The sequence below is a fragment of the Microbacterium radiodurans genome, assembly GCF_008710705.1.
GTDB classification, from domain to species: domain Bacteria; phylum Actinomycetota; class Actinomycetes; order Actinomycetales; family Microbacteriaceae; genus Microbacterium; species Microbacterium radiodurans.
On the sequence record NZ_VYRZ01000002.1, the window covers coordinates 679,643 to 704,569 of the forward strand.

Annotated in this window: 24 protein-coding genes; 16 read left to right on the forward strand and 8 right to left on the reverse strand. The window is 70.4% G+C overall.

The annotated features are described in order from the left end of the window. Window positions 1-26: 26 nt before the first annotated feature. From F6B42_RS09105 to F6B42_RS09115, 3 genes are read left to right on the forward strand one after another with little or no spacing between them, the layout of a single operon-like run. Window positions 27-371: a DUF3099 domain-containing protein gene (locus F6B42_RS09105; protein WP_150419300.1), complete on the forward strand. Its 345-nt coding sequence runs from the start codon at window positions 27-29 to the stop codon at window positions 369-371. Then, window positions 368-589 carry a hypothetical protein gene (locus F6B42_RS09110; RefSeq protein ID WP_150419301.1) on the forward strand — a complete coding sequence of 74 codons (222 nt, stop codon included), beginning with the start codon at window positions 368-370 and terminating at the stop codon, window positions 587-589. The genes F6B42_RS09105 and F6B42_RS09110 overlap by 4 nt, the downstream gene beginning before the upstream one ends. Then, window positions 586-1,530 (forward strand): SURF1 family cytochrome oxidase biogenesis protein, encoded by a 945-nt coding sequence (locus F6B42_RS09115; protein ID WP_150419302.1) that lies wholly within the window; start codon window positions 586-588, stop codon window positions 1,528-1,530. The genes F6B42_RS09110 and F6B42_RS09115 overlap by 4 nt, the downstream gene beginning before the upstream one ends. Before the next feature lie 11 nt (window positions 1,531-1,541). Here the strand turns inward: F6B42_RS09115 and F6B42_RS09120 are convergent, their stop codons facing one another. Then, on the reverse strand, window positions 1,542-3,140 hold the full coding sequence (locus F6B42_RS09120; RefSeq protein ID WP_150419303.1) for an ABC-F family ATP-binding cassette domain-containing protein: 1,599 nt from the start codon (window positions 3,138-3,140) through the stop codon (window positions 1,542-1,544). A gap of 222 nt (window positions 3,141-3,362) precedes the next feature. Here F6B42_RS09120 and F6B42_RS09125 point away from each other — a divergent pair, with 222 nt between their 5' ends. The 6 genes from F6B42_RS09125 to F6B42_RS09150 all read left to right on the forward strand — a co-directional run bounded on the left by F6B42_RS09125 (window position 3,363) and on the right by F6B42_RS09150 (window position 9,051). Then, on the forward strand, window positions 3,363-3,992 hold the full coding sequence (locus tag F6B42_RS09125; protein ID WP_150419304.1) for a biotin transporter BioY: 630 nt from the start codon (window positions 3,363-3,365) through the stop codon (window positions 3,990-3,992). A 162-nt stretch (window positions 3,993-4,154) separates the two neighbouring features. Beyond that, complete coding sequence (locus F6B42_RS09130; protein ID WP_150419305.1) at window positions 4,155-5,195, forward strand: iron-siderophore ABC transporter substrate-binding protein; 1,041 nt, start codon at window positions 4,155-4,157, stop codon at window positions 5,193-5,195. Between the two features lie 25 nt (window positions 5,196-5,220). Further along, window positions 5,221-6,270: a FecCD family ABC transporter permease gene (locus tag F6B42_RS09135; protein WP_150419306.1), complete on the forward strand. Its 1,050-nt coding sequence runs from the start codon at window positions 5,221-5,223 to the stop codon at window positions 6,268-6,270. Next, entirely contained in the window at window positions 6,267-7,316 is a 1,050-nt protein-coding gene (locus F6B42_RS09140) for a FecCD family ABC transporter permease (protein ID WP_150419307.1), read from the forward strand. The genes F6B42_RS09135 and F6B42_RS09140 overlap by 4 nt, the downstream gene beginning before the upstream one ends. After that, entirely contained in the window at window positions 7,313-8,134 is an 822-nt protein-coding gene (locus tag F6B42_RS09145; RefSeq protein WP_150419308.1) for an ABC transporter ATP-binding protein, read from the forward strand. The genes F6B42_RS09140 and F6B42_RS09145 overlap by 4 nt, the downstream gene beginning before the upstream one ends. Window positions 8,135-8,145: 11 nt before the next feature. After that, window positions 8,146-9,051: a siderophore-interacting protein gene (locus tag F6B42_RS09150; RefSeq protein WP_150419309.1), complete on the forward strand. Its 906-nt coding sequence runs from the start codon at window positions 8,146-8,148 to the stop codon at window positions 9,049-9,051. Between the two features lie 27 nt (window positions 9,052-9,078). On the opposite strand, the gene F6B42_RS09155 is transcribed toward F6B42_RS09150, so the two are convergent. From F6B42_RS09155 to sufB, 6 genes are all read right to left on the reverse strand, one after another. After that, entirely contained in the window at window positions 9,079-10,290 is a 1,212-nt protein-coding gene (locus F6B42_RS09155) for a MalY/PatB family protein (RefSeq protein ID WP_150419310.1), read from the reverse strand. 84 nt (window positions 10,291-10,374) lie between these two features. Continuing rightward, on the reverse strand, window positions 10,375-10,704 hold the full coding sequence (locus F6B42_RS09160) for a metal-sulfur cluster assembly factor (RefSeq protein ID WP_150419311.1): 330 nt from the start codon (window positions 10,702-10,704) through the stop codon (window positions 10,375-10,377). 20 nt (window positions 10,705-10,724) lie between these two features. After that, window positions 10,725-11,495, reverse strand: a complete 771-nt coding sequence (gene sufC / locus F6B42_RS09165) for a Fe-S cluster assembly ATPase SufC (RefSeq protein WP_150419312.1) — start codon at window positions 11,493-11,495, stop codon at window positions 10,725-10,727. 15 nt (window positions 11,496-11,510) lie between these two features. Then, complete coding sequence (locus F6B42_RS09170; protein ID WP_150419313.1) at window positions 11,511-11,852, reverse strand: non-heme iron oxygenase ferredoxin subunit; 342 nt, start codon at window positions 11,850-11,852, stop codon at window positions 11,511-11,513. Further along, a complete protein-coding gene (gene sufD / locus F6B42_RS09175) occupies window positions 11,849-13,033 on the reverse strand; it encodes a Fe-S cluster assembly protein SufD (RefSeq protein WP_150419314.1) in 1,185 nt (394 codons plus the stop codon). The genes F6B42_RS09170 and sufD overlap by 4 nt, the downstream gene beginning before the upstream one ends. After that, the gene (sufB, locus tag F6B42_RS09180) at window positions 13,033-14,451 is read right to left on the reverse strand and encodes a Fe-S cluster assembly protein SufB (protein WP_150419315.1); all 1,419 of its coding nucleotides are present in this window, start codon (window positions 14,449-14,451) and stop codon (window positions 13,033-13,035) included. Before sufB ends, sufD begins: the two co-directional genes overlap by 1 nt. Before the next feature lie 244 nt (window positions 14,452-14,695). Here sufB and F6B42_RS09185 point away from each other — a divergent pair, with 244 nt between their 5' ends. Next, a complete protein-coding gene (locus tag F6B42_RS09185) occupies window positions 14,696-15,658 on the forward strand; it encodes a COX15/CtaA family protein (protein WP_150419316.1) in 963 nt (320 codons plus the stop codon). Window positions 15,659-15,734: 76 nt separating this feature from the next. Beyond that, complete coding sequence (locus F6B42_RS09190) at window positions 15,735-16,223, forward strand: dinucleotide-utilizing enzyme (protein ID WP_150419317.1); 489 nt, start codon at window positions 15,735-15,737, stop codon at window positions 16,221-16,223. 208 nt (window positions 16,224-16,431) lie between these two features. Here the strand turns inward: F6B42_RS09190 and F6B42_RS09195 are convergent, their stop codons facing one another. After that, window positions 16,432-17,364 carry a heme o synthase gene (locus F6B42_RS09195; protein ID WP_150419318.1) on the reverse strand — a complete coding sequence of 311 codons (933 nt, stop codon included), beginning with the start codon at window positions 17,362-17,364 and terminating at the stop codon, window positions 16,432-16,434. A gap of 264 nt (window positions 17,365-17,628) precedes the next feature. Here F6B42_RS09195 and tkt point away from each other — a divergent pair, with 264 nt between their 5' ends. The 5 genes from tkt to F6B42_RS09220 are packed head-to-tail and all read left to right on the forward strand — an operon-like array spanning window position 17,629 to window position 24,926. Continuing rightward, complete coding sequence (gene tkt / locus F6B42_RS09200) at window positions 17,629-19,707, forward strand: transketolase (protein ID WP_150419319.1); 2,079 nt, start codon at window positions 17,629-17,631, stop codon at window positions 19,705-19,707. Continuing rightward, window positions 19,704-20,810, forward strand: a complete 1,107-nt coding sequence (gene tal, locus F6B42_RS09205) for a transaldolase (RefSeq protein WP_150419320.1) — start codon at window positions 19,704-19,706, stop codon at window positions 20,808-20,810. The genes tkt and tal overlap by 4 nt, the downstream gene beginning before the upstream one ends. Continuing rightward, window positions 20,807-22,426 (forward strand): glucose-6-phosphate isomerase, encoded by a 1,620-nt coding sequence (locus F6B42_RS09210; RefSeq protein WP_150419321.1) that lies wholly within the window; start codon window positions 20,807-20,809, stop codon window positions 22,424-22,426. Before tal ends, F6B42_RS09210 begins: the two co-directional genes overlap by 4 nt. An 11-nt stretch (window positions 22,427-22,437) precedes the next feature. Beyond that, window positions 22,438-23,985, forward strand: a complete 1,548-nt coding sequence (gene zwf / locus F6B42_RS09215) for a glucose-6-phosphate dehydrogenase (RefSeq protein ID WP_150419322.1) — start codon at window positions 22,438-22,440, stop codon at window positions 23,983-23,985. Beyond that, window positions 23,982-24,926 carry a glucose-6-phosphate dehydrogenase assembly protein OpcA gene (locus tag F6B42_RS09220; protein ID WP_150419323.1) on the forward strand — a complete coding sequence of 315 codons (945 nt, stop codon included), beginning with the start codon at window positions 23,982-23,984 and terminating at the stop codon, window positions 24,924-24,926. Before zwf ends, F6B42_RS09220 begins: the two co-directional genes overlap by 4 nt. Window position 24,927: the final 1 nt, after the last annotated feature.

The following is a 24,927-nucleotide window of genomic DNA, read 5'->3' on the forward strand; positions in this document are numbered from 1 at the left end:
TCCGGCGGGCGTACCCTGGAGGGACCGTGAAACACCAGACCGGCACCCCCTCCGCGACGTCGCTGCCGCGCGCGCCGCGCGACTCGTCGAATCGCCGCATGACGAAGTACTTCATCATGATGGCGATCCGCGTCGTGTGCTTCATCCTCATGGTCGTGATCACGCCGTACGGCTGGCAGACGGCGATCTTCGCGGTCGGCGCGGTCTTCCTCCCCTACGTCGCGGTCGTGCTCGCGAATGTCGGCGACGACGTCCACGAGCCGGATGCGGAATCGCCCCTGCAGGCGCTGACGGCCGAGCCGCCGCGCCCGGCCGAGCCGCTTCCGCAACGACCGAACGTGATCGAAGTGCGCGAGACACGACCCGAGTGAGCGAGATCGTCTGCTCCCGTGCGGGATGCCGCGCCACGGCCGCGTGGCAGGTCGTCTGGCGGAACCCCCGGATCCACACCCCCGATCGGCGCAAGGTGTGGCTGGCGTGCGACGAGCATGTCGCCTACCTGCGCGAGTTCCTGGCCGCGCGCGACTTCCCGGTCGCCGTCGAGGCGAGAGCCGGTGCCGGATCGGGACCGGCGGAGGCTCCGCGATGAACGGTCGCACCGCGCTGCGCTGGTCGGGCTACGTCGCGGTGGCTGTCGCCTTCGCGATCGCCTGCGCGTTCCTGTCGAACTGGCAGTTCACACGCAACGAATCGCGCAGCGAGCAGCTCGCGCTGGTCGAGGCGAACTACGACGCCGCCCCGGTACCCGTGGGCGATCTCATCGCCGCGGGCGGCGAGTTCTCGCCCGCGGACGAATGGCGCCCCGTCGAGCTGGTCGGCGAGTACCTGCCCGATCAGCAGGTGCTCGTGCGCAACCGTCCGCACGGCGGCACGTCCGCCTTCGAGGTGCTCGTGCCGTTCCGCACCGAGGACGGACGCGTCTTCGTCATCGATCGAGGCTGGGTACCGCCCGCAACCGACAGCCCCGACCCGGCAGCGGTTCCGGCGCCGCCGTCGGGCGCCGCGACGGTCGTGGCACGGTTGAAGCCCGTCGAGGCCGCCCCGACGTCGGGTCGATCCGCCCCGGCGGGTCAGGTCCCGACCATCAACCTCGATCTGGTCGTCGCCGAGGCGGGTCTCGGCGACGAGACGGTCACCTCGGCGTACGGTCAGCTCGTGTCGGAGGACCCCGCACCCGAGACGGTTCCCGGCGCTCTCCCGACGCCGACAGAGGACCCGGGTCCGCACCTCTCGTACGCGATCCAGTGGATCCTCTTCGCCATCATGGGCTTCGTCTTCATCTGGTACATGATCCGCACCGAGGTGCGTCACCGTCGCGAGGACGCGGCGGAGGCGGCGGCCATGGCGGACACCGCGCCCGCGAAGACCTCGTCCGCCTCCATCGGAACGGGAGCCCCGGACGCGGCGGACCGGCCGCGCGTGCCGGTCGTGGCATCCGTGGTCCCGCCGAGCCTGCGTCGGCGCGGTGGCGGCAAGCGCGACCGCGACATGCAGGACGAGGACGCGATCCTCGACTCGTCGCGGAGCTGACGCGGCCGCGGTCAGGCGAGCGTGATCAGCTCGAGGTAATCGCGGCCCCAGATGTCCTCGACGCCGTCGGGCAGGATGAGGACGCGCTCGGGATTGAGCGCCTCCACCGCCCCCTCGTCGTGCGAGACCAGGACTACCGCGCCCTCGTAGTGGGCGAGCGCACCGAGGATCTCGTCGCGGGAGGCCGGATCGAGGTTGTTCGTGGGCTCATCGAGCAGGAGCATGTTCGCCGAGGACACGACGAGCGTCGCGAGAGACAGACGCGTCTTCTCGCCTCCCGAGAGCACGCCGGCCGGCTTCAGCACATCGTCGCCGGTGAACAGGAACGAGCCGAGCACCTTGCGCGCTTCGGTCTCGGTGATGTCCGGAGCGGACGACATCATGTTCTGCAGCACCGAGCGTGCGACGTCGAGATTCTCGTGCTCCTGGGCGTAGTAGCCGATGCGCAGTCCGTGGCCGGGCTCGAGGACGCCGGTGTCGGGCTGGTCGACGCCGGCGAGGATGCGCAGGAGCGTCGTCTTCCCCGCACCGTTGAGACCGAGGATGACCACCTTCGAACCGCGATCGATCGCCAGATCGACATCCGTGAAGATCTCGAGGGAGCCGTACGACTTCGACAGTCCCGACGCCATGAGCGGCGTCTTGCCGCACGGTGCCGGCTTCGGGAAGCGGAGCTTCGCGACGCGATCCTCCTGGCGCACCTCGTCGAGGCCGGAGAGCAGTTTCTCAGCTCGGGCGACCATCTGATGGGCGGCGGCGGCCTTGCTCGCCTTCGCGCCGAAGCGCGCGGCCTGCTGCTGCAGCGACGTCGCCTTCTTCTCGGCGTTCGCCCGCTCCTTCTTGCGGCGCTCCTCGTCCGCGACGCGCTGGCGCAGGTAGTTCTTCCAGTTCATGTTGTAGACGTCGATGACCTGGCGCATCGCGTCGAGGTAGAACACGCGGTTGACCGTCTCGCCCACGAGCTCGACGTCGTGGCTGATGACGATCAGCCCGCCCTTGTACCCCTTGAGGAACTCGCGGAGCCACACGACGCTGTCGGCGTCGAGGTGGTTGGTCGGCTCGTCGAGGATCATCGTCTGCGCATCGGAGAACAGGATGCGCGCGAGCTCGATACGGCGGCGCTGTCCGCCGGAGAGCGTCTTGAGGGGCTGGTCGAGGATGCGGTCGGGCAGCGACAGGTTGTGGGCGATCGATGCCGCCTCGGCCTCGGCGGAGTAGCCGCCGAGGGCTTCGAAGCGCTCCATGAGGTTGCCGTAGCGCCGCATCGCCTTGGCGGCGAGCGTCGCGTCGTCGGATGCCATCTCGAGGGATGCCGTCTGCATGTCGACGGCGATGGTTCCGAGTCCTCGCGCGTCGAGGATGCGGGTGCGCGCCAGCATCTCGGGATCGCCGGAGCGCGGGTCCTGCGGCAGATAGCCGAGCTCGCCCGACCGGTCGACCCGTCCCTCCGCGGGCAGCAGATCGCCGGCGAGGACCTTCGTCAGCGTCGTCTTGCCCGCGCCGTTGCGGCCGACGAGCCCGATCTTGTCGCCGCCGGTCACCCGGAACGACACGTCCGACATCAGCGTTCGCGCGCCCACGCGGATTTCGAGATCGTGCACGGAGAGCACAGCAGAGGTCCATTCGTCGGGGAGAGGCGGCCGATCGGCCAGCCTCCCATCCTATCCCCGGTCGCTCGGCCCCGCGCGCCGGAAGCCTCGCAGCACGATCGACGACCTCCATCGATTCCCGTGTTGCTTTGTCGACAATCGACACCCAGCGCTCCGCAGGCCCAGCCATAGGCTGATCGAGCGAGGGCGCCTCTCGGCCCTCCCCCGTCCCGAAGGAGCCCCATGTCGATCGCCAGCGCCCCCTCTCGTCGCGTCCTCGCCGACGTCCTCGGCCGCCCCGCCGCCATCGCACGGGCCCGAGCCCTCGACGTCGCCCTCGTGCTGACCGGCGCGGCCCTCGTCGCACTTCTGGCTAAGGTCGCGTTCTTCATCGGGCCGGTGCCGATCACGGGGCAGACCCTCGGCGTCATCGCCGTCGGCGCCGCCCTCGGCGCCCGACGCGGCGCCGCAGCCCTCACGACGTACCTGCTCGCGGGTCTCGCCGGCGCGCCGGTCTTCGCCGGTCTCACCGCCGGCCCCGCCTACGCGCTGCTCCCCTCGTTCGGCTTCGTCCTCGGCTTCATCCCGGCGGCCTTCGTCGCCGGCTGGTTCGCCGAGCGCGCGTGGGACCGGAAGCCGGTGCTCGCCTTCGTCGGCTTCGTCGCCGCCTCGATCATCCCGTTCCTCATCGGCGTCCCCTACCTCGCGGTCATGCTCGGCATCGCGGGAGTCGACGTGACCCTCGCGGGCGTGCTCGACGCCGGCGTGTGGCCCTTCATCGTCCCCGGCCTCATCAAAGCGGCCGCGGCCGCCGCACTGGTCCCCGCGGCCTGGGGTCTGGTCCGCCTCGCGGAGCGTCGCACCCGTCGCTGACGGTTCGCTGCACCGCCGCCACCTCCCTCACGGCCCCGGCCGCCGCATCCGCGGCCGGGGCCGTCGGCGTCTCCACCTTCAGCGCGACTGCAGCGGATTCGCGCGATGGCCACCCGCGACGTAAAGTAAGCCTGCCCTTACTCACCGCCCCTTGGAGGCATCGTGCGTCGCACTCGCACCGCCCTCGTCGCGCTCGCCGCGGCATCCCTTCTCCTCGCCGGCTGCGCCACGTCGAGCGCACCCGCCGACGCCCCCGCAGCAGACGGCGGTGCGTCCGGCGACGCCTTCCCCGTCACGATCGATCACGCGTTCGGCGAGACGACGATCGACAGCAAGCCCACCCGTGTCGCCACGGTCTCGTGGGGCAACCAGGAAGCCGCTCTCGCGTTGGGCGTCGTGCCCGTCGGCATGCCGGCCGTCACCTGGGGCGACGACGACGGCGACGGCATCCTGCCGTGGGTCAAGGACAAGCTCGACGAGCTCGGCGCCGAGACCCCCGTCCTCTTCGACGAGGCCGAGGGCATCGACTTCGAAGCCGTCGCCGACACGCAGCCGGACGTCATCCTCGCCGCTTACTCGGGACTGACCCAGCAGGACTACGACACGCTGAGCAAGATCGCACCCGTCGTGGCCTACCCCGACGTCGCGTGGGGCACGAGCTGGCAGGACCTCACGATCATCAACGGCACGGCGCTCGGGCTCGAGACGGAGGCGGAGGCCCTCGTCGCCGACCTGACGACGCACCTCGCCGACCTCACCGGCGCCTTCCCCGACATCGCGGGCAAGACCTCGCTCTTCAGCTCGTTCGACGCGACCGACCTGAGCCAGATCGGGTTCTACTCGACCGAGGACCCGCGCCCCCTCTTCCTCGAGGACCTCGGGCTGACGCCCGCGTCGACCGTCGCCGAGCAGTCGCAGAGCACCGACCAGTTCTGGATCACCAACAGCACCGAGGAGATCGAGCGCTTCGACGACCTCCAGCTGCTCGTGACCTACGGCGACGACACGACGCTCGCGGCGATGCAGGCCGACCCGCTGCTCTCGCGGATCCCCGCCGTGGCCGACGGCGCCGTCGTGATCCTGCCCATCGCCAACGCGCCGCTCTCGGCAGCCGCGAACCCCAGCCCGCTGTCGATCCCGAACGCACTCACCTCCGAGTACATCGACCTCATCGGCGCTGCCGCGCAGAAGGTCGCCTCGTGACCGGATCCCCCGCGATCCGGATGCCGTGAGCACCCTCACCGCACCGGCCCCCGCCGCCGCGACAGCGTCCTCTCGACGCCACTCGCGGCGGCGGAAGGCCGTCTGGCTCGTCATCCTGATCGTGGTCGTCGCCGCCATCGCGGCGCTGTCGGTGACCTTCGGCACGCGCGCCGTGGGCATCGGCGACATCGTCGACGGGCTTCGAGGCGACATCGACAGCGCATCGGCCGCCGCGGTCGCCAAGCGCGTTCCGCGCACGATCCTCGCCCTTCTGGTCGGCGCCGCGTTGGCCGTCGCCGGCACCGTGATGCAGGGCGTGACCCGCAATCCGCTCGCCGACCCGCAGATCCTCGGCATCAACGGCGGCGCCTCCCTCGCCGTCGTCATCGGACTGGCATTCTTCGGCGTGACGAGTGCCTTCGGCTACATCTGGCTGGCCATGCTCGGCGCCGCCGTCGCCGCCGTCTTCGTCTACACCATCGGCTCGCTCGGGCGCGGCGGTGCGAGCCCGCTCAAGCTCGCCCTCGCCGGCGCCGCCACCGCGGTGGCCTTCACGTCTCTCATCAGCGCGATCCTGCTCCCCCGCATCGACGTCATGAGCGTCTTCCGCTTCTGGCAGATCGGCGGCGTCGGCGGCGGGACGTTCGAGAAGATCGCCCTCGTCGCCCCGTTCCTCCTCGTGGGCGTCCTCGTCTGCATCGGCTCCAGCGGCGCGCTCAACTCGCTGGCTCTCGGCGACGAGCTCGCCGCCGGCCTCGGCGAGCGGATCCGCATCGCACGGCTCGTCTCGGCCGCCGGAGCCGTCATCCTGTGCGGCGCGGCGACCGCCGTCGCCGGACCGATCGGGTTCGTCGGACTGATCGTGCCGCACGTCTGCCGCCTGATCGTCGGCCCGGACCACCGCTGGCTGCTGCCCGTGAGCGCCGTCGTGGGCGGCGGCCTGCTGACCCTCGCCGACGTCGTCGGCCGGGTGATCGCCCGCCCGCAGGAGATCGAGGTGGGCATCGTGACCGCCCTCATCGGCGCACCCTTCTTCATCGCGATCGTCCGACGGCAGAGGATGCGTGCCCTGTGACCGTCACCGTGCCCTCACCGGCCACCCTCGGCGCTGTCGCGCGCGGACGCGCGCGCCGGCGCCGACGCCGGCTGCTCGTCGTCGGCGGTCTCGCGATCGCGGTCGCAGCCACCTACCTCCTCTCGCTGATGGTCGGCCAGACCTTCTACACCCCCGCCGAGGTCTGGGGCGTGATCACCGGTCAGACCGTGCCCGGCGCATCGTTCACCGTCGGCGAGCTGCGGCTCCCCCGCGCGACCGTCGCGCTGCTCACCGGGCTGTGCTTCGGCATGGGCGGCGCCGTCTTCCAGACGATGCTGCGCAACCCGCTCGCGAGCCCCGACATCATCGGCGTCAACGCCGGGGCCAGTGCCGCAGCGGTGGTGGGCATCGTGTTCCTCTCGCTCGATCCGACCTCGGTGTCGTTCGTCGCGACGGTGGGGGCGCTCGTGACCGCGATGGCGATCTACCTTCTCGCGTACAAGGACGGCGGCGCCGGCGCCCGCTTCATCCTGATCGGCATCGGTGTCGCCGCGATCTTCAACAGCGTGGTGTCGTACGTCCTCTCCCGAGCCGCCGAGTGGGACCTGCAGGCCGCGATGCGCTGGATCACCGGCAACCTCAACGGGAGCTCCTGGGAACAGGCGGCCCCCCTCGCCCTGACGATGCTCGTCGTCGTCCCGGTGCTGCTCTGGCTGACGCGCGACCTCGAACTCATGCGGCTCGGCGACGACGCGGCCGCCGGACTCGGCGTTCCGGTCGAGCGCCGCCGCATCCTTCTCATCGTCGCCGCCGTCGCCCTCCTCGCCTTCGCCACGGCCGCCGCCGGCCCGATCTCGTTCGTGGCGTTCCTGTCCGGCCCCATCGCCGCCCGCCTGCTGGGGCCGGTGGGCTCGCCCGTGCTTGCGGCCGGGCTCTTCGGCTCCCTGCTGGTGCTCGTCGCCGACCTGGTCGCGCAGTACCTGCTCGGTCTCCGACTGCCCGTCGGGGTGGTCACCGGCGTGCTGGGCGCTCCGTACCTCATCCTCCTGCTCATCCGCAGCAGCCGTTCCGGAGGTTCCCTATGACCGCCGACCGCACACTCGCCGCCGAGGGACTCCGCCTCGGCTACGGCGACCGGGTGATCGTCGACGACCTGACGCTCGGCGTGCCCGGCGGACGCATCACCGCGATCGTGGGCGCCAATGCCTGCGGCAAGTCGACGATGCTGAAATCGCTCGCGCGCCTGCTCTCGCCGCGCGCGGGTCGAGTCCTGCTCGACGGCAAGGACATCCATCGGCTGCCGACCAAGCAGGTGGCCCGTCAGCTCGGCCTCCTGCCGCAATCCCCCATCGCGCCCGAGGGCATCGCCGTCTCCGACCTCGTGAGCCGCGGCCGCACACCTCACCACGGCCCCCTCGCTCGCTGGACGACGGAGGACGACGCGGCGATCGCGCACGCGCTGGAGGCGACCGACACCGCGGCACTGGCCGATCGGTCGGTGGACGAGCTGTCGGGCGGGCAGCGTCAACGCGTGTGGATCGCCATGGCGCTCGCGCAGCAGACCGACGTGCTCCTCCTCGACGAGCCGACGACCTTCCTCGACGTCAGCCACCAGATCGACGTCCTGGATCTGCTCACCGATCTCAACCGATCGCGCGGGACGACGATCGTGATGGTGCTCCACGACCTCAACCTCGCCGCGCGCTACGCCGACCACCTCGTCGCGATGGCGGGCGGGCGTCTCTACGCCGCCGGCGATCCCGGCGATGTCCTCACGGCCGACACCGTCCGAGCGGTGTTCGGCCTCGACAGCCGGGTCATCCCCGATCCGCTGACCGGGCGACCCCTCGTGCTGCCGATCGGGCGCCACCACGTACCCGCCCCGCACGACGCCACCGCCTGACCGGAGTACCGATGTCTCAGAATCCCCTCGGCTTCTTCCGCGCACCCGTCGCGGCGATCACCGATCTGACGCCCAGCTTCCGCCGCTTCACCTTCCGCAGCGACGACCTGCGCGGGTACGGCGACCCCGGGTTCGACCAACGGGTGAAGATCCTCTTTCCCACCGAGACCGCCGGCGTGGACGCCATGCCGACCGGCGAGGACTGGTACGACCGGTGGCGGGAGATGCCGGCGGCGGACCGCCCCGTGATGCGCACGTACACGACGCGGGCGGTGCGCGCGGCATCCGGCGAGGTCGACATCGACATGGTGGCCCACGACGTGCTGGGGCCGGCGTCCGCGTGGATCGCGGGAGCCTCGATCGGCGACGAGGTGCTCATCCTCGGGCCGACGACCGAGCATCGAGGCGTCAGCCTCGGCATCGACTTCGTCCCGCCGGCCGATACCGATGCGCTGCTCCTCGCCGGCGATGAGACGGCCGCTCCCGCGATCGCGGTGATCCTCGAACAGCTGCCCCCCGAGGCCCGCGGTGTCGTGGTGCTCGAGCTCCCCCGCGCCGAGGATGCCGCCTACCTCCCCGCCCACCCGGGCTTCGAGTTCGCCGTCTCGGCGCGGCGGAGCGAGGCGGCACGCCACGAACACCTGATCGACGCGGTGCAGGGCGTCGCCCACCGGCTCGCGCCGGCGGGTATCGGCGCCGAGGTCGAGGAGATCGACGTCGACACCGACATCCTGTGGGAGGTGCCGCGCACCGCGAAGGGCGGCGCGGCTCTGAAGCGCGCGCCGCTGTACGCCTGGCTCGCCGGCGAAGCCTCGGCGATCAAGACCCTGCGTCGTCATCTCGTGGGCGAGGTGGGCGTCGATCGCCGGGCGGTGGCGTTCATGGGCTACTGGCGGCTGGGCCGATCGGAGAACTGACCGCCGGTTCCGTGCGCCGGTGAGGCGTCAGCGGCGGGAGACGAGCTCGGCGACGGTTCCAGCGCTCGACGCCGCGGCGGCCTCGCGCGCGAAGGCCCCGATCCGCTGGAGCGCCTCGCGCAGCACGTCCGGACCGCACCCGAAGTTCAGGCGCACGTGTCCGCGCCCCTGGCTGCCGAAGAACGGCCCATGGTGCAACGCGACACCCGCACCCTCGCGGATCGGATCGGCGGGGTCATCGCCCCAGCCGTAGGCCGAGACGTCGATCCACGCGAGGAAGCCGGCCTCGGGCAGCCGGTAGCGCGCACGGGGAAGGTGCTCGGCGAGCAGATCCGCCAGCAGTCGTCGGTTGGCATCCAGGCGGGCCAGCAGCGCGTCCAACCAGGCGTCCGACTCCGACGAGAAGGCGGCGACGGCGGAGATCGCACCGAACAGCCCCGTGCGCCACTCGACCTCCCACGGCAGTGCCTGCACGATCCGGGCGTGGGCCTCGGATGCCGTCACGATGACCGCGCACTTGAGACCGGCGAGGTTGTACGCCTTGGACGCACTGGTCACGACGTACCCGACGGCTTCAGCGTCGGCCGAGACCGTCAGGAACGGGGTGAACGGCGTGTCCGACGAGGCGAGCGGGCCGTGGATCTCGTCGCTGATGACGACGGCTCCGTGACGAGCCGCGATCGCGGCGAGCTCTCGCAGCGCCTCACGCGGGAAGACGGTTCCCGTCGGGTTGTGCGGGTTGCAGAGGAGGACGGCGCGCGCGCCGGCCGCCAGCGCTGCCTCGATCCCGGCGAGATCGAGCTGCCAGCCGTCGCCCGTGTCGAGCAGCGGTACCTCCTCGACGACCGCTCCGGCCTCGGCGACGGTGTCGAAGAAGGGCGGATACACCGGCGGGTTGACGACGACGCGCTCGCCCGGCGCGACGGTCGCGCGCAGCAGCTCCACCACGCCCATCATCACGTCGCCGGTCCAGCGGACCCGCTCGGGGTCGACGGACCATCCCCAGCGGCGCTCGGCGAAGCCGACGAAAGCTTCGCGGACGCCGGGCTGCGGCGGGGTGTACCCGGTGTCGCCGAGCTCGACCGCCTCGTGCAGCGCACGCGTGATCGGCTCGGCGAGGGCGAAGTCGATCTCGGCGACGAACATCGGGATGACGTCGTGCGGGAACGATCGCCACTTCGTGCTCGACCGTCGCCGCAGCGTCTCGAGCGGGAGGGCGTCGAGGGGCTGGATGCTCATCCGGCGAGCCTAATCGCGCGGCCGGCCACGTGCCCTGGAGGTGACGCCGGATGACGCCGTCGTGAGCCCCCCGCGAGGGCGGGATCAGATGGCGAAGCCGAGTGCCCGCATCATGTCGCGGCCGTCGTCGGTGATCCGCTCGGGACCCCACGGCGGCATCCAGACCCAGTTGATCCGGAACCGCTCGACGACGTCATCGAGCGCCTGCGCCGTCTGCTCCTCGAGCACATCGGTGAGCGGGCAGCCCGCCGAGGTGAGCGTCATGTGGATGATCAGCGCGTCGTTCTCGTCGTCCCAGGCGAGGTCGTAGATGAGACCGAGGTCGACGACGTTGATCCCCAGTTCGGGGTCCATCACGTCCTTCAGCGCTTCGGTGACCTCGTCATACTTCTCGGGAGCGAGTGTTGCGGTCATGTAACGATCCTACGCGTGTCTCAGGCGTCGACGGGCGTGTCGGCGTCGAGGAAACGGTCGTAGCCCTCTTCCTCGAGACGGTCGGCGAGCTCGGGACCGCCCTCTTCGACGATGCGACCCTTGACCATCACGTGCACGAACTCCGGCTGGATGTAGCGGAGGATGCGCGTGTAGTGCGTGATGAGGAGAACGCCCAGGTCGGTCTCGCCCTTGGCGCGGTTGACGCCCTCCGAGACGATCTTCAGCGCGTCGACGTCGAGACCGGAGTCGGTCTCGTCGAGAACCGCGATCGCCGGCTTGAGCAGCTCGAGCTGCAGGATCTCGTGCCGCTTCTTCTCGCCACCCGAGAAGCCCTCGTTGACGTTGCGCTGCGCGAACTTGGGATCCATGCGCAGGTTGGCCATCGCCTGCTTGACGTCCTTCGTCCACGAGCGGATGGCGGGCGCCTCGCCGGCGACCGCGGTCTTCGCGGTGCGGAGGAAGTTCGTCACCGTGATGCCGGGGACCTCGACGGGGTACTGCATCGCGAGGAACAGTCCCGCACGCGCCCGCTCGTCGACGGACATCTCGAGAACGTCCTCGCCGTCGAGCGAGATCGAGCCGCTCGTGACGGTGTACTTGGGGTGGCCGGCGATCGCGTAGGCGAGCGTGGACTTGCCGGAGCCGTTCGGGCCCATGATCGCGTGGGTCTCGCCGGTGCGCACGGTCAGGGTGACGCCGTTGAGGATCGGGGTGGCCCCCGCCTCGGTCTCGACCGTCACATGCAGGTCGCGGATCTCGAGAACAGACATGTCGGGTTCCTTACTTCACTTCACATCGCTGGTCGTGTCACGGATGACCGTGGGATCGATGAGGATGTCGTCCCCCTCGATCGTGACCTCGTAGACGGGGACCGGCTCGTAGGCCGGGAGGTTGAGAGGCTGGCCGGTGCGCAGCGAGAACGCGGAGCCGTGGGCCCAGCACTCGAGCGTGTCGCCCTCGACGAAGCCCTCGGACAGCGAGATGTCGCCGTGCGTGCAGACGTCGCCGATCGCGTGGACCTCGCCGTTGCCGTCGAGGACGACGGCCATCGGAACCTTGTCGACGACGACGCGCACCGCGGTGTCCTGCTCGAGCTCGCTGAGCTTCAGGACCTTCTGCGCGCTCACGCGTCGGCTCCGGCGGCGAGCTCGGCCTCGATGGCTCCGAGCAGTTCGTCGGTCAGCTCGTCGACGCCCATCTTCTGGACGATCTCGGCGAGGAAGCCGAGGACGACGAGACGGCGGGCCTCGGCTTCGGGGATGCCGCGGGCCTGCAGATAGAACAGCTGCTGGTCGTCGAACCGGCCGGTCGCGCTCGCGTGCCCGGCGCCCTGGATGTCACCGGTCTCGATCTCGAGGTTCGGGATGGAGTCGGCACGCGCGCCGTCCGTGAGGACGAGGTTGCGGTTCGCCTCGTACGAGTCGGTGCCGACGGCATCCGGTCCGATGAGCACGTCGCCGATCCAGACGCTGTGCGCGCTCTCACCCTGCAGCGCGCCCTTGTAGAGCACGTCGCCGACGGTGTGCGGGCCCTTGTGGTGGAGGTAGACCTGGCTCTCGAGATGCTGACCGGCATCGGCGAAGGACAGCCCGTAGAGCTTGCCCTGCGCGCCGGAGCCCGCGAGCTCGACCGACGGATTCACACGGACGACCCCGCCGCCGAGGCTGACGACGACGTGCGTGAGGGATGCATCGCGGTCGACCCGGGCCTGGTGCGCCGACGCGTGGACCGCGTCATCGTCCCAGCGCTGCAACGAGACGACCGTCAGGGCCGACCCGTCGCGCGCGATGATCTCGACGTTCTGCGCGTGCTGCGCGGTCCCCTCGTGTCGGAGAATCACCGTCCCGCGCGCGTTCGCCTGAGCCTCGATGACGACGTGCGCGTGCGCGACCCCGCCCGTGCCGTGCAACCGCACCACGACGGGCTCGGACAGCTCGACGTTCGCGGGGATGCTCAGCAGCGGCGCCTCGGACTCCTGCGACCAGGCAACGGCGCTCGGCAGGTCCTCGGGACGGAAGACCTCGCCGCGCGGGCTCTCGCCCGCCCGGAGGCGGGACTGTCGCACCTCGGCGGGGGCACTCACCTCGACGTCGATGACACCGGTCGGGCCGGCCTCATCGGCGAAGAGCGGACGCAGCCGATCGACGGGCGTGTGCTTCCAGTTGACCTCTCGACCCGAGGGCGCGTCGAAGTCCGCGGGATCGAACGAGTGCGGCCGCTCGGAACGGGTCTGCACCGGCACGAACGAGGACGCAGGGTCGACGTGGCCCTTCTCACCGGCGGCGGGGGCCTGGGTGACGCTCGTCATCAACCGACGCTGCCTTCCATGCCCATCTCGATGAGCTTGTTGAGTTCGAGGGCGTACTCCATCGGGAGCTCGCGCGCGATCGGCTCGATGAAGCCGCGCACGATCATCGCCATCGCCTCGTCCTCGGGCATGCCGCGGCTCATGAGGTAGAACAGCTGCTCCTCGCTGACCTTCGACACCGTGGCCTCGTGCCCGAGCTGGACGTCGTCGACGCGGATGTCGATCGCCGGGTAGGTGTCGGATCGCGAGATCGTGTCGACGAGCAGCGCATCGCAGCGCACGGTGTTCGCCGAGTGGTGCGCGTTGGCATCGACGCGGACCTCGCCGCGGTAGCCGGCGCGACCGCCGCCGCGGGCGATTGACTTCGACACGATCGAGGACTGCGTGTACGGCGCCATGTGGATCATCTTGGCGCCGGCGTCCTGGTGCTGACCCGGGCCGGCGAAGGCGACCGAGAGCGTCTCGCCCTTGGCGTGCTCGCCCATCAGGTAGATCGATGGGTACTTCATCGTCACCTTGGAGCCGATGTTGCCGTCGACCCATTCCATCGTCGCGCCCTCGTGGGCGACGGCGCGCTTGGTGACGAGGTTGTAGACGTTGTTCGACCAGTTCTGGATGGTCGTGTAGCGAACGCGGGCGTTCTTCTTCACGATGATCTCGACGACGGCCGAGTGCAGCGAGTCGCTCTTGTAGATCGGCGCGGTGCATCCCTCGATGTAGTGGACGTAGCTGTCCTCGTCCGCGATGATCAGCGTCCGCTCGAACTGCCCCATGTTCTCGGTGTTGATGCGGAAGTAGGCCTGCAGCGGGATCTCGACGTGGACGCCCTTCGGGACGTACACGAACGATCCGCCGGACCACACCGCCGTGTTCAGTGCGGCGAACTTGTTGTCACCGGCGGGGATGACGGTGCCGAAGTACTCCTCGAAGAACTCGGGGTGCTCGCGCAGCGCCGTATCGGTGTCCATGAAGATGACGCCCTGCTGCTCCAGGTCCTCGCGGATCTGGTGGTAGACGACCTCGGACTCGTACTGCGCCGCCACACCGGCGACCAGGCGCTGACGCTCGGCCTCGGGGATGCCGAGCTTCTCGTAGGTCTCGCGGATCTCCGCCGGGAGGTCCTCCCACGACTGCGCCTGCTTCTCGGTCGAGCGCACGAAGTACTTGATGTTGTCGAAGTCGATGTCGCTGAGGTCGGCGCCCCAGGTGGGCATCGGCTTGCGGCCGAAGAGCTGGTACCCCTTCAGGCGGGTCTTCAGCATCCATTCCGGCTCGCTCTTGAGGGCCGAGATGCCGCGGACGACGTCTTCGTTGATGCCGCGCTGCGCCACAGCGCCAGCGGCATCGGTGTCGTGCCAGCCGAACTCGTACACCCCCAGGCCGTCGAGTTCCGGTCGGTCGATGAGCACATCCGACATGACTTTCCTCCTCCTCGCACCGCAACGGTGTCATCCGTCCCGGCATTCCCGACTCCGACGGGAGTCACGTGGACGGGGATGCCGATTCGCGGGCCTGATGGGCGCGGTTGCCGCGCCTAGACTGTGGGGGACGACGTGCACACGCGCCGCCATCCCGAACACAGCCGATTCTACAGGCAACGCCCCCACCCGCGGCGTGCCGAGAGCGTATGAGGCGCACATCAGGCGCCGCCGGAGGAGTCCGATGACCGAGGTCCGCACCCGCCCAGGACTGCTCGCGACGATCATGCCGACCACCATCACCCGGTGGACGCGCGTCATGGGATGGCTGCTCGTCATCACCAACATCGGCATCGTCGGCACGGGCGGGCTCGTGCGGCTCACCGGCTCGGGCATGGGCTGCGAGACCTGGCCGTACTGCACCGAGGGATCGCTGACCCCGACACCCGAGATGGGCATCCACGGACTGATCGAGTTCGGCAACCGAACACTCACCGGCGTCCTCGTCATCGTCGCGCTGCTGGCGTTCCTCTCCGTCTTCCGGCTGCGCGCGCACCGCCGCGAGCTGCCCGTGCTGAGCTTCCTCGTCGGCTTGGGGATCATCGTTCAGGCCGTCGTCGGCGGCATCACCGTGTGGCTGCACCTGCACCCGAGCATCGTCGGACTCCACTACTTCATCTCGGCGGCGCTCGTGGCCGTCGCGACCGCCTTCCTCGTACGCCTGTACGCGACGCCCGGGCCGCGGGAGCGGGCGGTGCCGGTCTGGTACGCCGCGACGGCCCACCTGACCACTCTCGCCGTCGCCGTCACGGTCGTCGTGGGCATCCTGCTCACGGGCGCCGGACCGCACGCCGGTGACGACGCGGCGGCGCGCAACGGTCTCGACCCGATCTTCTGGCAGCACGTCCACAGCTGGCCGGCGTACGTCACGCTCGCGCTCACCGTCGTGCTCGTCGTCGGCGCCCTGACCGTCGCCCCTCGGGTGCGACGGTGGAGCCTGCTGCTTCTCGGCGTCGAGCTGGTGCAGATCGCGATCGGCCTCTGGCAGGCGCGCACCGGTCTTCCGATCGTCCTCGTCAACATCCACATGGTGCTCGCGGTGGCGCTCGTGGCCGCGATGGTGACCGTCGTGATGGCACTCAAGGCGCCCCGCGTGTCGACCGCGCCGGCGTCGGAGCGCGTCGCGGCATACACAGAACCCTCATAGGCGCCGCATCGGTGCCGGCGAGGTCCGGCGTCCAGAGTGTTCCGGGCCGCATCCGGCCGAATATCGAAGGAGCACTATGACCGTTCACCCCCGCCTCGTCCGCAGCGTGCCGTTCTGGACGCTCGTCGTCCTCTCGGTCGCAGCGATCGGCGCAGGAGCCTACGTCCTGGTCGACAAGCTCGGCACCATGGAGGCGACGATCCTCGATGGGACCGCCACCGGTGTCGAGGTCTACGTCGGTCAGGTCTGGGGCGTCTTCGGCGCCGTGCTCGTCGGCGCCGGTGTCGTCGGCCTCGCGCTCGCCCTCGCCGTGGCGGCCGCTCGTGCGCTCGTCCCCGCCGCGCCGCGGAACGCCGAGACCGCAGCCGAGGTCGCGCCCGTCGTCGAGACCGCGCCCGCCACGGCCGCGTCGCCGGTCTTCGCGGACGAGCCCGCGGCGTCTCGCGACCTGTCGGACGCCCGTGATGCCGCGGCATCCGAGGTCCGGACCGGCGACGAGACCGTCGCCACCGAGATCGACACCGCCACCGCTGACGCGGCGCACCGCGACGCCCCGCAGCGCTGACCCGCGGCGCATCTGCGCAAACCGGCCGTTCTCCGCATCCTCCGCCCTCGGGCGGCGCGGAGAACGGCCGATGCGCGTTATCCCTCGCCTCAGCGAGACAGCAGTCGAGCTCCGAGACAGCGGTCAGCCGCTGCTGTCTCGGTGCTCCGCTGCTGTCTCGGGCTCCGACGCGTCGGCCCGGATCCGGAGCGCTTCGGACCGAGACGGGTCAGAAGGGCAGCAGCGGGTCGACCGCGATGGCGACGAAGACCAGGGTGAGGTAGGTGATCGATGCGTGGAACACCCGCATCGGACGCGCCTGCTCACCGCGCACGGCGCGGTTGTAGAGCCGGTGCGACTCGTAGAGGAACCAGCCGCCGAACACCACGGCCGACACCGTGTAGACGACGCCCATCGGCGCGACCGGGATGAGCAGCAGCGAGCACGCGACGGTCGCCCAGGCGTAGAGGATGACCTGCAGCCCGACCTGCGAGCTGTCGCGGGTCGCGCCGAGCATCGGAACGTCGACCTCGTCGTAGTCCTTCTTGTACTTCATCGACAGCGGCCAGTAGTGCGGCGGCGTCCACAGGAAGACCAGGACGAACAGGATGAGCGCCGGCCAGTCGAGCGAGCCGGTCACGGCGGACCAGCCGATGACGACCGGGAAGCAGCCCGCGATACCGCCCCACACGATGTTCTGCTCGGTGCGGCGCTTGAGGATCATCGTGTAGATCACGACGTAGAAGAAGATCGCGGTGACGCTCAGGGCCGCGGCGACGACGTTCGTCGTGACGGCCAGCCAGACCGTGGAGACCACGGCGAGGGTCCAGGCGAAGGTCAGCGCTCCGCGCGGCGAGACCTCGCCGGTCACGATGGGACGGTTCTCGGTGCGCTTCATATGCGCGTCGATGTCGCGGTCGAGGTACATGTTGAACGCGGCGGCCGATCCGGCGCTCAGCGAGCCGCCGACGACGGTGGCCAGCACGAGCCAGATGCTCGGCATGCCTCCCGCGGCGAGCAGCATCACCGGGACGGTCGTCACGAGGAGCAGCTCGAGGACGCGCGGCTTCGTCAGAGCGACGTAGGCGCGGATCTTCGCGCCGAGAGCCGACGATCCAGAGGTGTCGACGGATGCCGAGCCCGCTGTCGTCGTGATGTCCATCGCTCCCCGCATCTCGCCGCTGTCAACCCCCCTAGTCTAGGTCATCACTCCCCCGCGCCAGCCCGCACGGCCGCCGATGCCCGCCACCACGGGCGAACCGCCGGCGGCGGCCTCCTGCCGGCGCCGTCACACAGCGACCCGGCGGCCCCGGCGCGGCGGCGCGATCGCTATGCTGGGGCCACACGCGCGCCAGCGCCGAACCCCCTCCGCGACCATCGCTGAGACCGGCATGCGCAGGCGCCGCCGCTCGAGAAAGGCGACTGAGTGTCGGAACTTCGTTGGGATGAGATCGATCGGCGCGCGGTGGACACCGCCCGCGTCCTGGCAGCGGATGCGGTGGAGAAGGTGGGAAACGGCCACCCCGGCACTGCGATGAGCCTCGCTCCCGCCGCCTACCTGCTCTACCAGCGGGTGCTGCGCCACGACCCGACGGACCCGGACTGGCTCGGCCGTGACCGCTTCATCCTGTCGGCGGGCCACTCCTCGCTCACGCAGTACGTGCAGCTCTACCTCGGCGGCTTCGGACTCGAGCTCGACGACCTCCAGGCGCTGCGCACGTGGGGCTCGCTGACGCCGGGACACCCCGAGTACGGCCACACCAAGGGCGTCGAGATCACGACCGGTCCCCTCGGTCAGGGGCTCGCCACGTCCGTCGGCTTCGCCTACGCGGCTCGCTACGAGCGCGGCCTGTTCGACCCGGAGGCCGCCGCCGGCACCTCGCCGTTCGACCACTTCGTCTACGTCATCGCGAGCGACGGCGACATCCAGGAGGGCATCACGGCCGAGGCCGGCTCCCTCGCCGGCCATCAGAAGCTCGGCAACCTCATCGCCATCTACGACGCGAACCAGATCTCGATCGAGGACGACACCAACGTCGCCTTCACCGAGGACGTCGCGGCTCGCTACGAGGCCTACGGCTGGCACGTCCAGACCGTCGACTGGAAGAAGACCGGCGAGTACGTCGAGGATGCCGCTGCTCTCCACGCCGCGATCGAGGCGGCTCAGGGCGAGACCGACAAGCCCTCCCTCATCGTTCTGAAGACCATCATCGGCTGGCCCGCTCCCGGTAAGCAGAACACCGGCAAGATCCACGGCTCGGCGCTCGGCGCCGACGAGCTCGCCGCGACGAAGAAGGTGCTCGGGTTCGATCCCGAGAAGAGCTTCGAGGTGGCCGACGACGTCCTGGAGCACACCCGATCGCTCGCCGAGCGCGCCGCCGCCGAGCGCGCCGAGTGGCAGACCTCCTTCGACGCCTGGGCCGCGGCCAACCCCGAGCGCAAGCAGCTGCTCGATCGTCTCGAGTCGGGCGAGCTGCCCGCCGATGTGAGCGTCCCGGCCTTCGAGGCGGGCAAGGCGGTCTCGACGCGCGCCGCGAGCGGCCAGGTCATCAACGCCCTCGCCGACCAGCTCCCGGAGCTCTGGGGCGGCTCGGCCGACCTCGCCGAGTCGAACCTGACGACCATCAAGTCGGGCAAGAGCTTCATCCCGACGGAGTGGTCGACCCACGAGTGGTCGGGCGACCCGTACGGTCGCGTGCTGCACTTCGGCATCCGCGAGCACGCGATGGGCGCGATCGTCAACGGCATCGTCCTGCACGGCAAGACGCGCGCCTTCGGCGGCACGTTCCTCATCTTCAGCGACTACATGCGCCCCGCGGTGCGTCTGGCCGCCCTGATGAACATCCCCTCGATCTACGTCTGGACCCACGACTCCATCGCCCTCGGCGAGGACGGCCCGACGCACCAGCCGATCGAGCAGATCTCGTCGCTGCGCCTCATCCCGAACTTCACCGTCGTCCGTCCGGCCGATGCGAACGAGACGGCCGCCGCCTGGCACGAGCTGCTGCGCCGCCAGGCCGGCCCGGCCGGCATCGCGCTGACGCGTCAGAACATCCCCGTGTTCCCGCGCGGCGAGGACGGCTTCGCGACGACCGTCGGCGTCGCGAAGGGCGCCTACGTGCTCATCGACGCCGAGAACGGTCAGCCGGACGTCATCCTCGTCGCCACAGGCTCCGAGGTGCAGCTGGCGGTCGAGGCCCGCGAGGTCCTCGCAGCCGACGGCATCCAGGCCCGTGTCGTGTCGGCGCCGGCGCTCGAGTGGTTCGCGGAGCAGGACGAGTCGTACCGCGAGTCGGTGCTGCCCGCCGCCGTTCGAGCCCGCGTCTCCGTCGAGGCCGGCGCCACCCCCCTGTGGCGCTCGATCGTCGGCGACACCGGCCGGTCGGTCGGCATCGACCACTTCGGTGCGTCGGCCGACTACCAGACCCTGTTCGAGAAGTTCGGCATCACCACCGAGGCCGTCGTCGCGGCCGCCCGCGCAACCGTTGAGGAGAACAACGCATGAGCACGCCCACCCAGGACCTCTCCGACGCCGGCGTCAGCATCTGGCTCGACGACCTCTCGCGTCAGCGGATCACGACGGGCAACCTCCAGGAGCTCATCGACACCCGCAACGTCGTCGGCGTGACGACGAACCCGTCGATCTTCCAGGCGGCCATCAGCGCCGGTGTCGGCTACGAGGAGGCGATCGAGGCGCAGGCGAAGGCCGGAGCAACCACCGATGACACGATCTTCGAGCTGACCACGACGGACGTCCGCAACGCGTCGGACATCTTCCGCCCCATCTACGACAGCACCGACGGAGTCGACGGCCGCGTGTCGATCGAGGTCTCCCCCGACCTCGCCCACGACACCGAGGCGACGATCGCCGAGGCGAAGAAGCTCGCCGCCGCCGTCGACCGTCCGAACGTCCTCATCAAGATCCCCGCGACGAAGGCGGGCCTGCCGGCGATCACCGAGGTCATCGCGGCCGGCATCAGCGTCAACGTCACGCTGATCTTCTCGCTCGAGCGCTACGCCGAGGTCATCGAGGCCTACCTCGCCGGCCTCGAGCGTGCACGGAGCGCGGGCATCGACCTCGCGGGCATCCACTCGGTCGCATCCTTCTTCGTGTCGCGCGTGGACACCGAGGTCGACAAGCGGCTCGCCGCCATCGGAACCGACGAGGCCGACGCGCTGAAGTCGCTGGCCGGGGTCGCGAACGCGCGCCTCGCGTACGAGCTCTTCGAGCAGAAGTTCGCCGAGGAGCGCGCGACGGATCTCGTCGCGGCGGGGGCGAACCTGCAGCGCCCGCTGTGGGCGTCGACCGGCGTCAAGGACCCCGCGCTGCCCGACACGCTCTACGTCACCGAGCTCGTCGCGCCCGGCACCGTCAACACGATGCCCGAGAAGACCCTCGAGGCGACCTTCGACCACGGCGTCGTCGCCGGCGACACCATCAGCGGCGCATACACGGCGGCGCACCAGGTGTTCGACGACCTCGCGGCGGTCGGCATCGACCTCACCGACGTCACCCAGCTGCTGGAGGACGAGGGCGTCGAGAAGTTCATCGCGTCGTGGCACGACCTGCAGGGCACGGTGACCGCGGCTCTGGAGAGCGCGCGTTGAGCTTCGAGATCCACGTCTCCGGCCACGTGGCCGAGGTCGTCGAGGAGACGGTGCCTCGGCTCGTGGCCGACCTCGTCGCGAGCGGGATCACCGCGGGCGACGCCGACCTCTGGGGCCCGGAGGCGGCCGCGGAGGCGGCGAACCGGCTCGGATGGGTCGAGGCCGTCTCGGTCTCGCGCCCGCTGGTGCCCGAGATCGAGGCTCTCCGCCGCGACCTCGCGGCGCGCGGCATCACCCGCGTCGTGCTCGCCGGCATGGGCGGGTCGTCCCTCGCGCCGGAGGTCATCGCCCGCACGAGCGGCGTTCCGCTCGTGATCGTCGACACCACGGCGCCGGGCCAGGTGCTCGCCGCCATCGACGGCGACCCCGAGACCGGCGGCCTCGAGCAGACGGTGCTCGTGGTGTCGTCGAAGTCGGGCTCGACCGTCGAGACGGATGCCGCACGCCGCGCCTTCGCCGCGGCGTGGAGCGACCTCGGCATCGATCCGACCGACCGCATCGTCGTCGTCACCGACCCGGGATCGCCGCTCGAGGCCGAGGCCCGCGCGGCCGGGCATCGCGTGTTCGCCGCCGACCCGACCGTCGGCGGCCGCTACTCGGCTCTCACCGCGTTCGGGCTCGTTCCGGCCGGCCTCGCCGGCGCCGACATCGGGCAGCTGCTCGACGAGGCCGATGCCACCCTCCTCGAGGTGGCGGTCGACGATCCGCGCAACCCCGCTCTGCGTCTCGCGGCCGCGATCGCCGGCGGCCGGCCGCGTCGCGACAAGCTCGGGCTCGTCAGCGACGGCACCCACATCGTGGGGCTGCCCGACTGGATCGAGCAGCTCGTCGCCGAGTCGACCGGAAAGGGCGGCACCGGCATCCTGCCCGTCGTCCTCACCCCGCTCTCGCCCGAGCTCGACATCCTGCCCGCCGACCTGCAGATCGTCCGCCTCGTCGACGATGCGGTCCACTTCCGCCTGCTCGAGGAGCACCCGGGCGAGGTCCTCGTCAGCGGTTCGCTCGGCGCGCAGTTCCTCGTGTGGGAGTACGCCACCGCCATCGCCGGACGACTGCTCGGCATCGATCCGTTCGATCAGCCGGACGTCGAGGCGGCCAAGACGGCGGCGCGCGGACTCCTCGAATCGCAGCCGCAGATCACGGCGCCGGCATTCGTCGAGCGCGGTGTCGAGGTACGCGTGTCGGACCCGTCGCTGGCCGCCTCCGGCACGCTCGCCGGCGTGCTCGCCGAGCTGTGGACGCGCGTCGCCGCGGACGGCTACATCGCCGTGCAGGCGTACGTGGACCGCGGTGCCGTGCCGCAGCTCGCGGGAGTCCGTGAGCTGATCGCGGCGGATGCCGGACGCCCCACCACCTTCGGATGGGGCCCGCGCTTCCTGCACTCGACCGGTCAGTACCACAAGGGCGGGCCGGCGAACGGTGTGTTCCTGCAGATTACGGAGCGCACCGACGTCGATCTGGAGATCCCCGACCGCCCGTTCACCTTCGGTCGGCTCATCGAGGCGCAGGCAGCCGGTGACGCCGCCGTGCTCGCCGAGCGCGGCCGTCCCGTCGTCACCCTCACTCTGACGGACCCCGCCACCGAGGTCCTCACCCTGTTCGAAGCAGCCCAGTAGGAAGTCCTCCCATGACCGTGGAGATCTCGCGCGCCCACAATCCCCTGCGCGACCCTGACGATCGCCGCCTGAACCGAATCGCGGGGCCGAGCGCCCTCGTGATCTTCGGCGTCACCGGCGACCTGTCCCGCAAGAAGCTCATGCCCGCCGTCTACGACCTCGCCAACCGCGGCCTGCTGCCCCCGGGCTTCGCGCTCGTCGGCTTCGCGCGTCGCGACTGGGAGGACCAGGACTTCGCCGAGGTGGTGCACGCCGCGGTCAAGCAGTACGCCCGGACGCCGTTCCGCGAGGAGACCTGGAAGCAGCTCCTCCAGGGCATCCGGTTCGTCTCCGGTGAGTTCGGGGATGCCGCGGCGTTCACGCGCCTGCGGGAGACCGTCGAGAAGCTGGACGTCGAACGCGGCACGATGGGCAACCACGCGTTCTACCTGTCGATCCCGCCCAAGGACTTCCCGATCGTCGCGAAGCAGCTGAAGGACTCGGGTCTCGTGGACGAGGACGCCGACGGCGAGACCTGGCGCCGCGTCGTCATCGAGAAGCCCTTCGGCAGCGACCTGAAGACCGCGCGCGAGCTCAACGCGGCCCTCGAGGTGGCGTTCCCCGCCGACTCGATCTTCCGCATCGATCATTACCTCGGTAAGGAGACGGTGCAGAACATCCTCGCGCTGCGCTTCGCCAACGAGCTGTTCGAGCCGATCTGGAACGCCAACTACGTCGACCACGTTCAGATCACGATGGCCGAGGACATCGGCGTCGGCGGCCGCGGGGGATACTACGACGGCATCGGCGCAGCGCGCGACGTCATCCAGAACCACCTCCTCCAGCTCCTCGCCCTCACGGCGATGGAGGAGCCGATCTCGACGGATGCGCACCACCTCCGCTCCGAGAAGGAGAAGGTCCTCGCGGCCGTCCAGCTGCCCGACGATCTGTCCACAGCCACGGCGCGCGGACAGTACGCGGGTGGCTGGCAGGGCGGCGAGGAGGTCACCGGCTTCCTCGACGAGGACGGGATGAACCCGGAGTCCGCGACGGAGACGTACGCGGCTCTGAAGCTCGACATCGCGACGCGGCGCTGGGCGGGCGTTCCGTTCTACCTGCGCGCCGGCAAACGCCTCGGACGCCGCGTCACCGAGATCGCCGTCGTCTTCAAGCGCGCGCCGCAGCACCTGTTCCTCCGCAATCAGACGACGGAGCTCGGCCAGAACGCCCTGGTCATCCGGGTGCAGCCCGACGAGGGCGTCACGATCCGCTTCGGTTCGAAGGTTCCCGGCGCGACCACCGAGGTGCGCGATGTGACCATGGACTTCGGGTACGGCCACGCCTTCACGGAATCCAGCCCCGAGGCGTACGAGCGACTCATCCTCGACGTTCTTCTGGGCGATCCGCCCCTCTTCCCCCGCCACGAGGAAGTCGAGCTCTCCTGGCGCATCCTGGACCCCGTCGAGGAGTTCTGGGAAGCCCAGGGCGGCCCGGTGGAGCAGTACGCTCCCGGCTCGTGGGGTCCGTCATCCGCCGATGAGCTGCTGGCCCGCGACGGCCGCGTTTGGAGACGTCCATGATCGTCGATTTGCCCGACACGTCCGTGTCGAAGATCGCCCGCGAGCTCGTCAACGTCCGCGAGGAGGGCGGCGCGGTCGCCCTCGGCCGCGTCCTGACGCTCATCATCGCCACCTCGCACGGCCTGGAGGAAGAGGCGATCGAAGCGGCCAACGATGCGTCGCGCGAGCACCCGATGCGCGTGATCGTTCTGATCACGCGCGAGGACGGCCCCTCCAAGCTCGATGCCCAGATCCGAGTGGGCGGCGACGCCGGAGCGAGCGAGGTCGTCGTCCTGCGCGCGAGCGGCGGCGCTGCGAGCAACGCCGAGGCGCTCGTGACCGGGCTGCTCCTGCCCGACGCTCCGGTGGTCGCGTGGTGGCCCGACCATCCGCCCGTCGAGCCCGCGTCCTCCCCCATCGGCCGCATCGCGAGCCGCCGCATCACCGACGCGTCCACGCTGCCGTACGACAGCAGCCGGCTGGCGCTGCTCGGACAGGGCTACAACCCGGGCGACACCGACCTCGCCTGGACGCGTCTCACGCACTGGCGCGAGCAGCTCGCCGCCGTGCTCGACCAGCCGCCCTACGAGCCGGTCACCGAGGTCGAGGTCATCGGCAGCGGCAGCTCCCCGTCGACGGGTCTGCTCGCCGCCTGGCTGCGGCTCATGCTCGACGTCCCGGTGACCTGGCGCTACGCGCCGGCCGACGAGTGGGAGCACGGCATCCGCAGCGTCCGACTGAGCCGTCCCGGCGGCGACGTGCTGCTCGAACGCAGCACGCCCGTCGACGCCAAGCTCACCCAGCCCGGTCAGCCCGAGCACGATCTGGTGCTGCCGCGCCGCACGCTCCGCGAGTGCCTCGCCGAGGAGCTGCGCCGACTCGGACCCGACCTGCTCTACGGACGCGTCATCACGGACGGCTGGAAGCTGCTGGCGACCGATTCGCCGGCGCGGGACGCCTGAG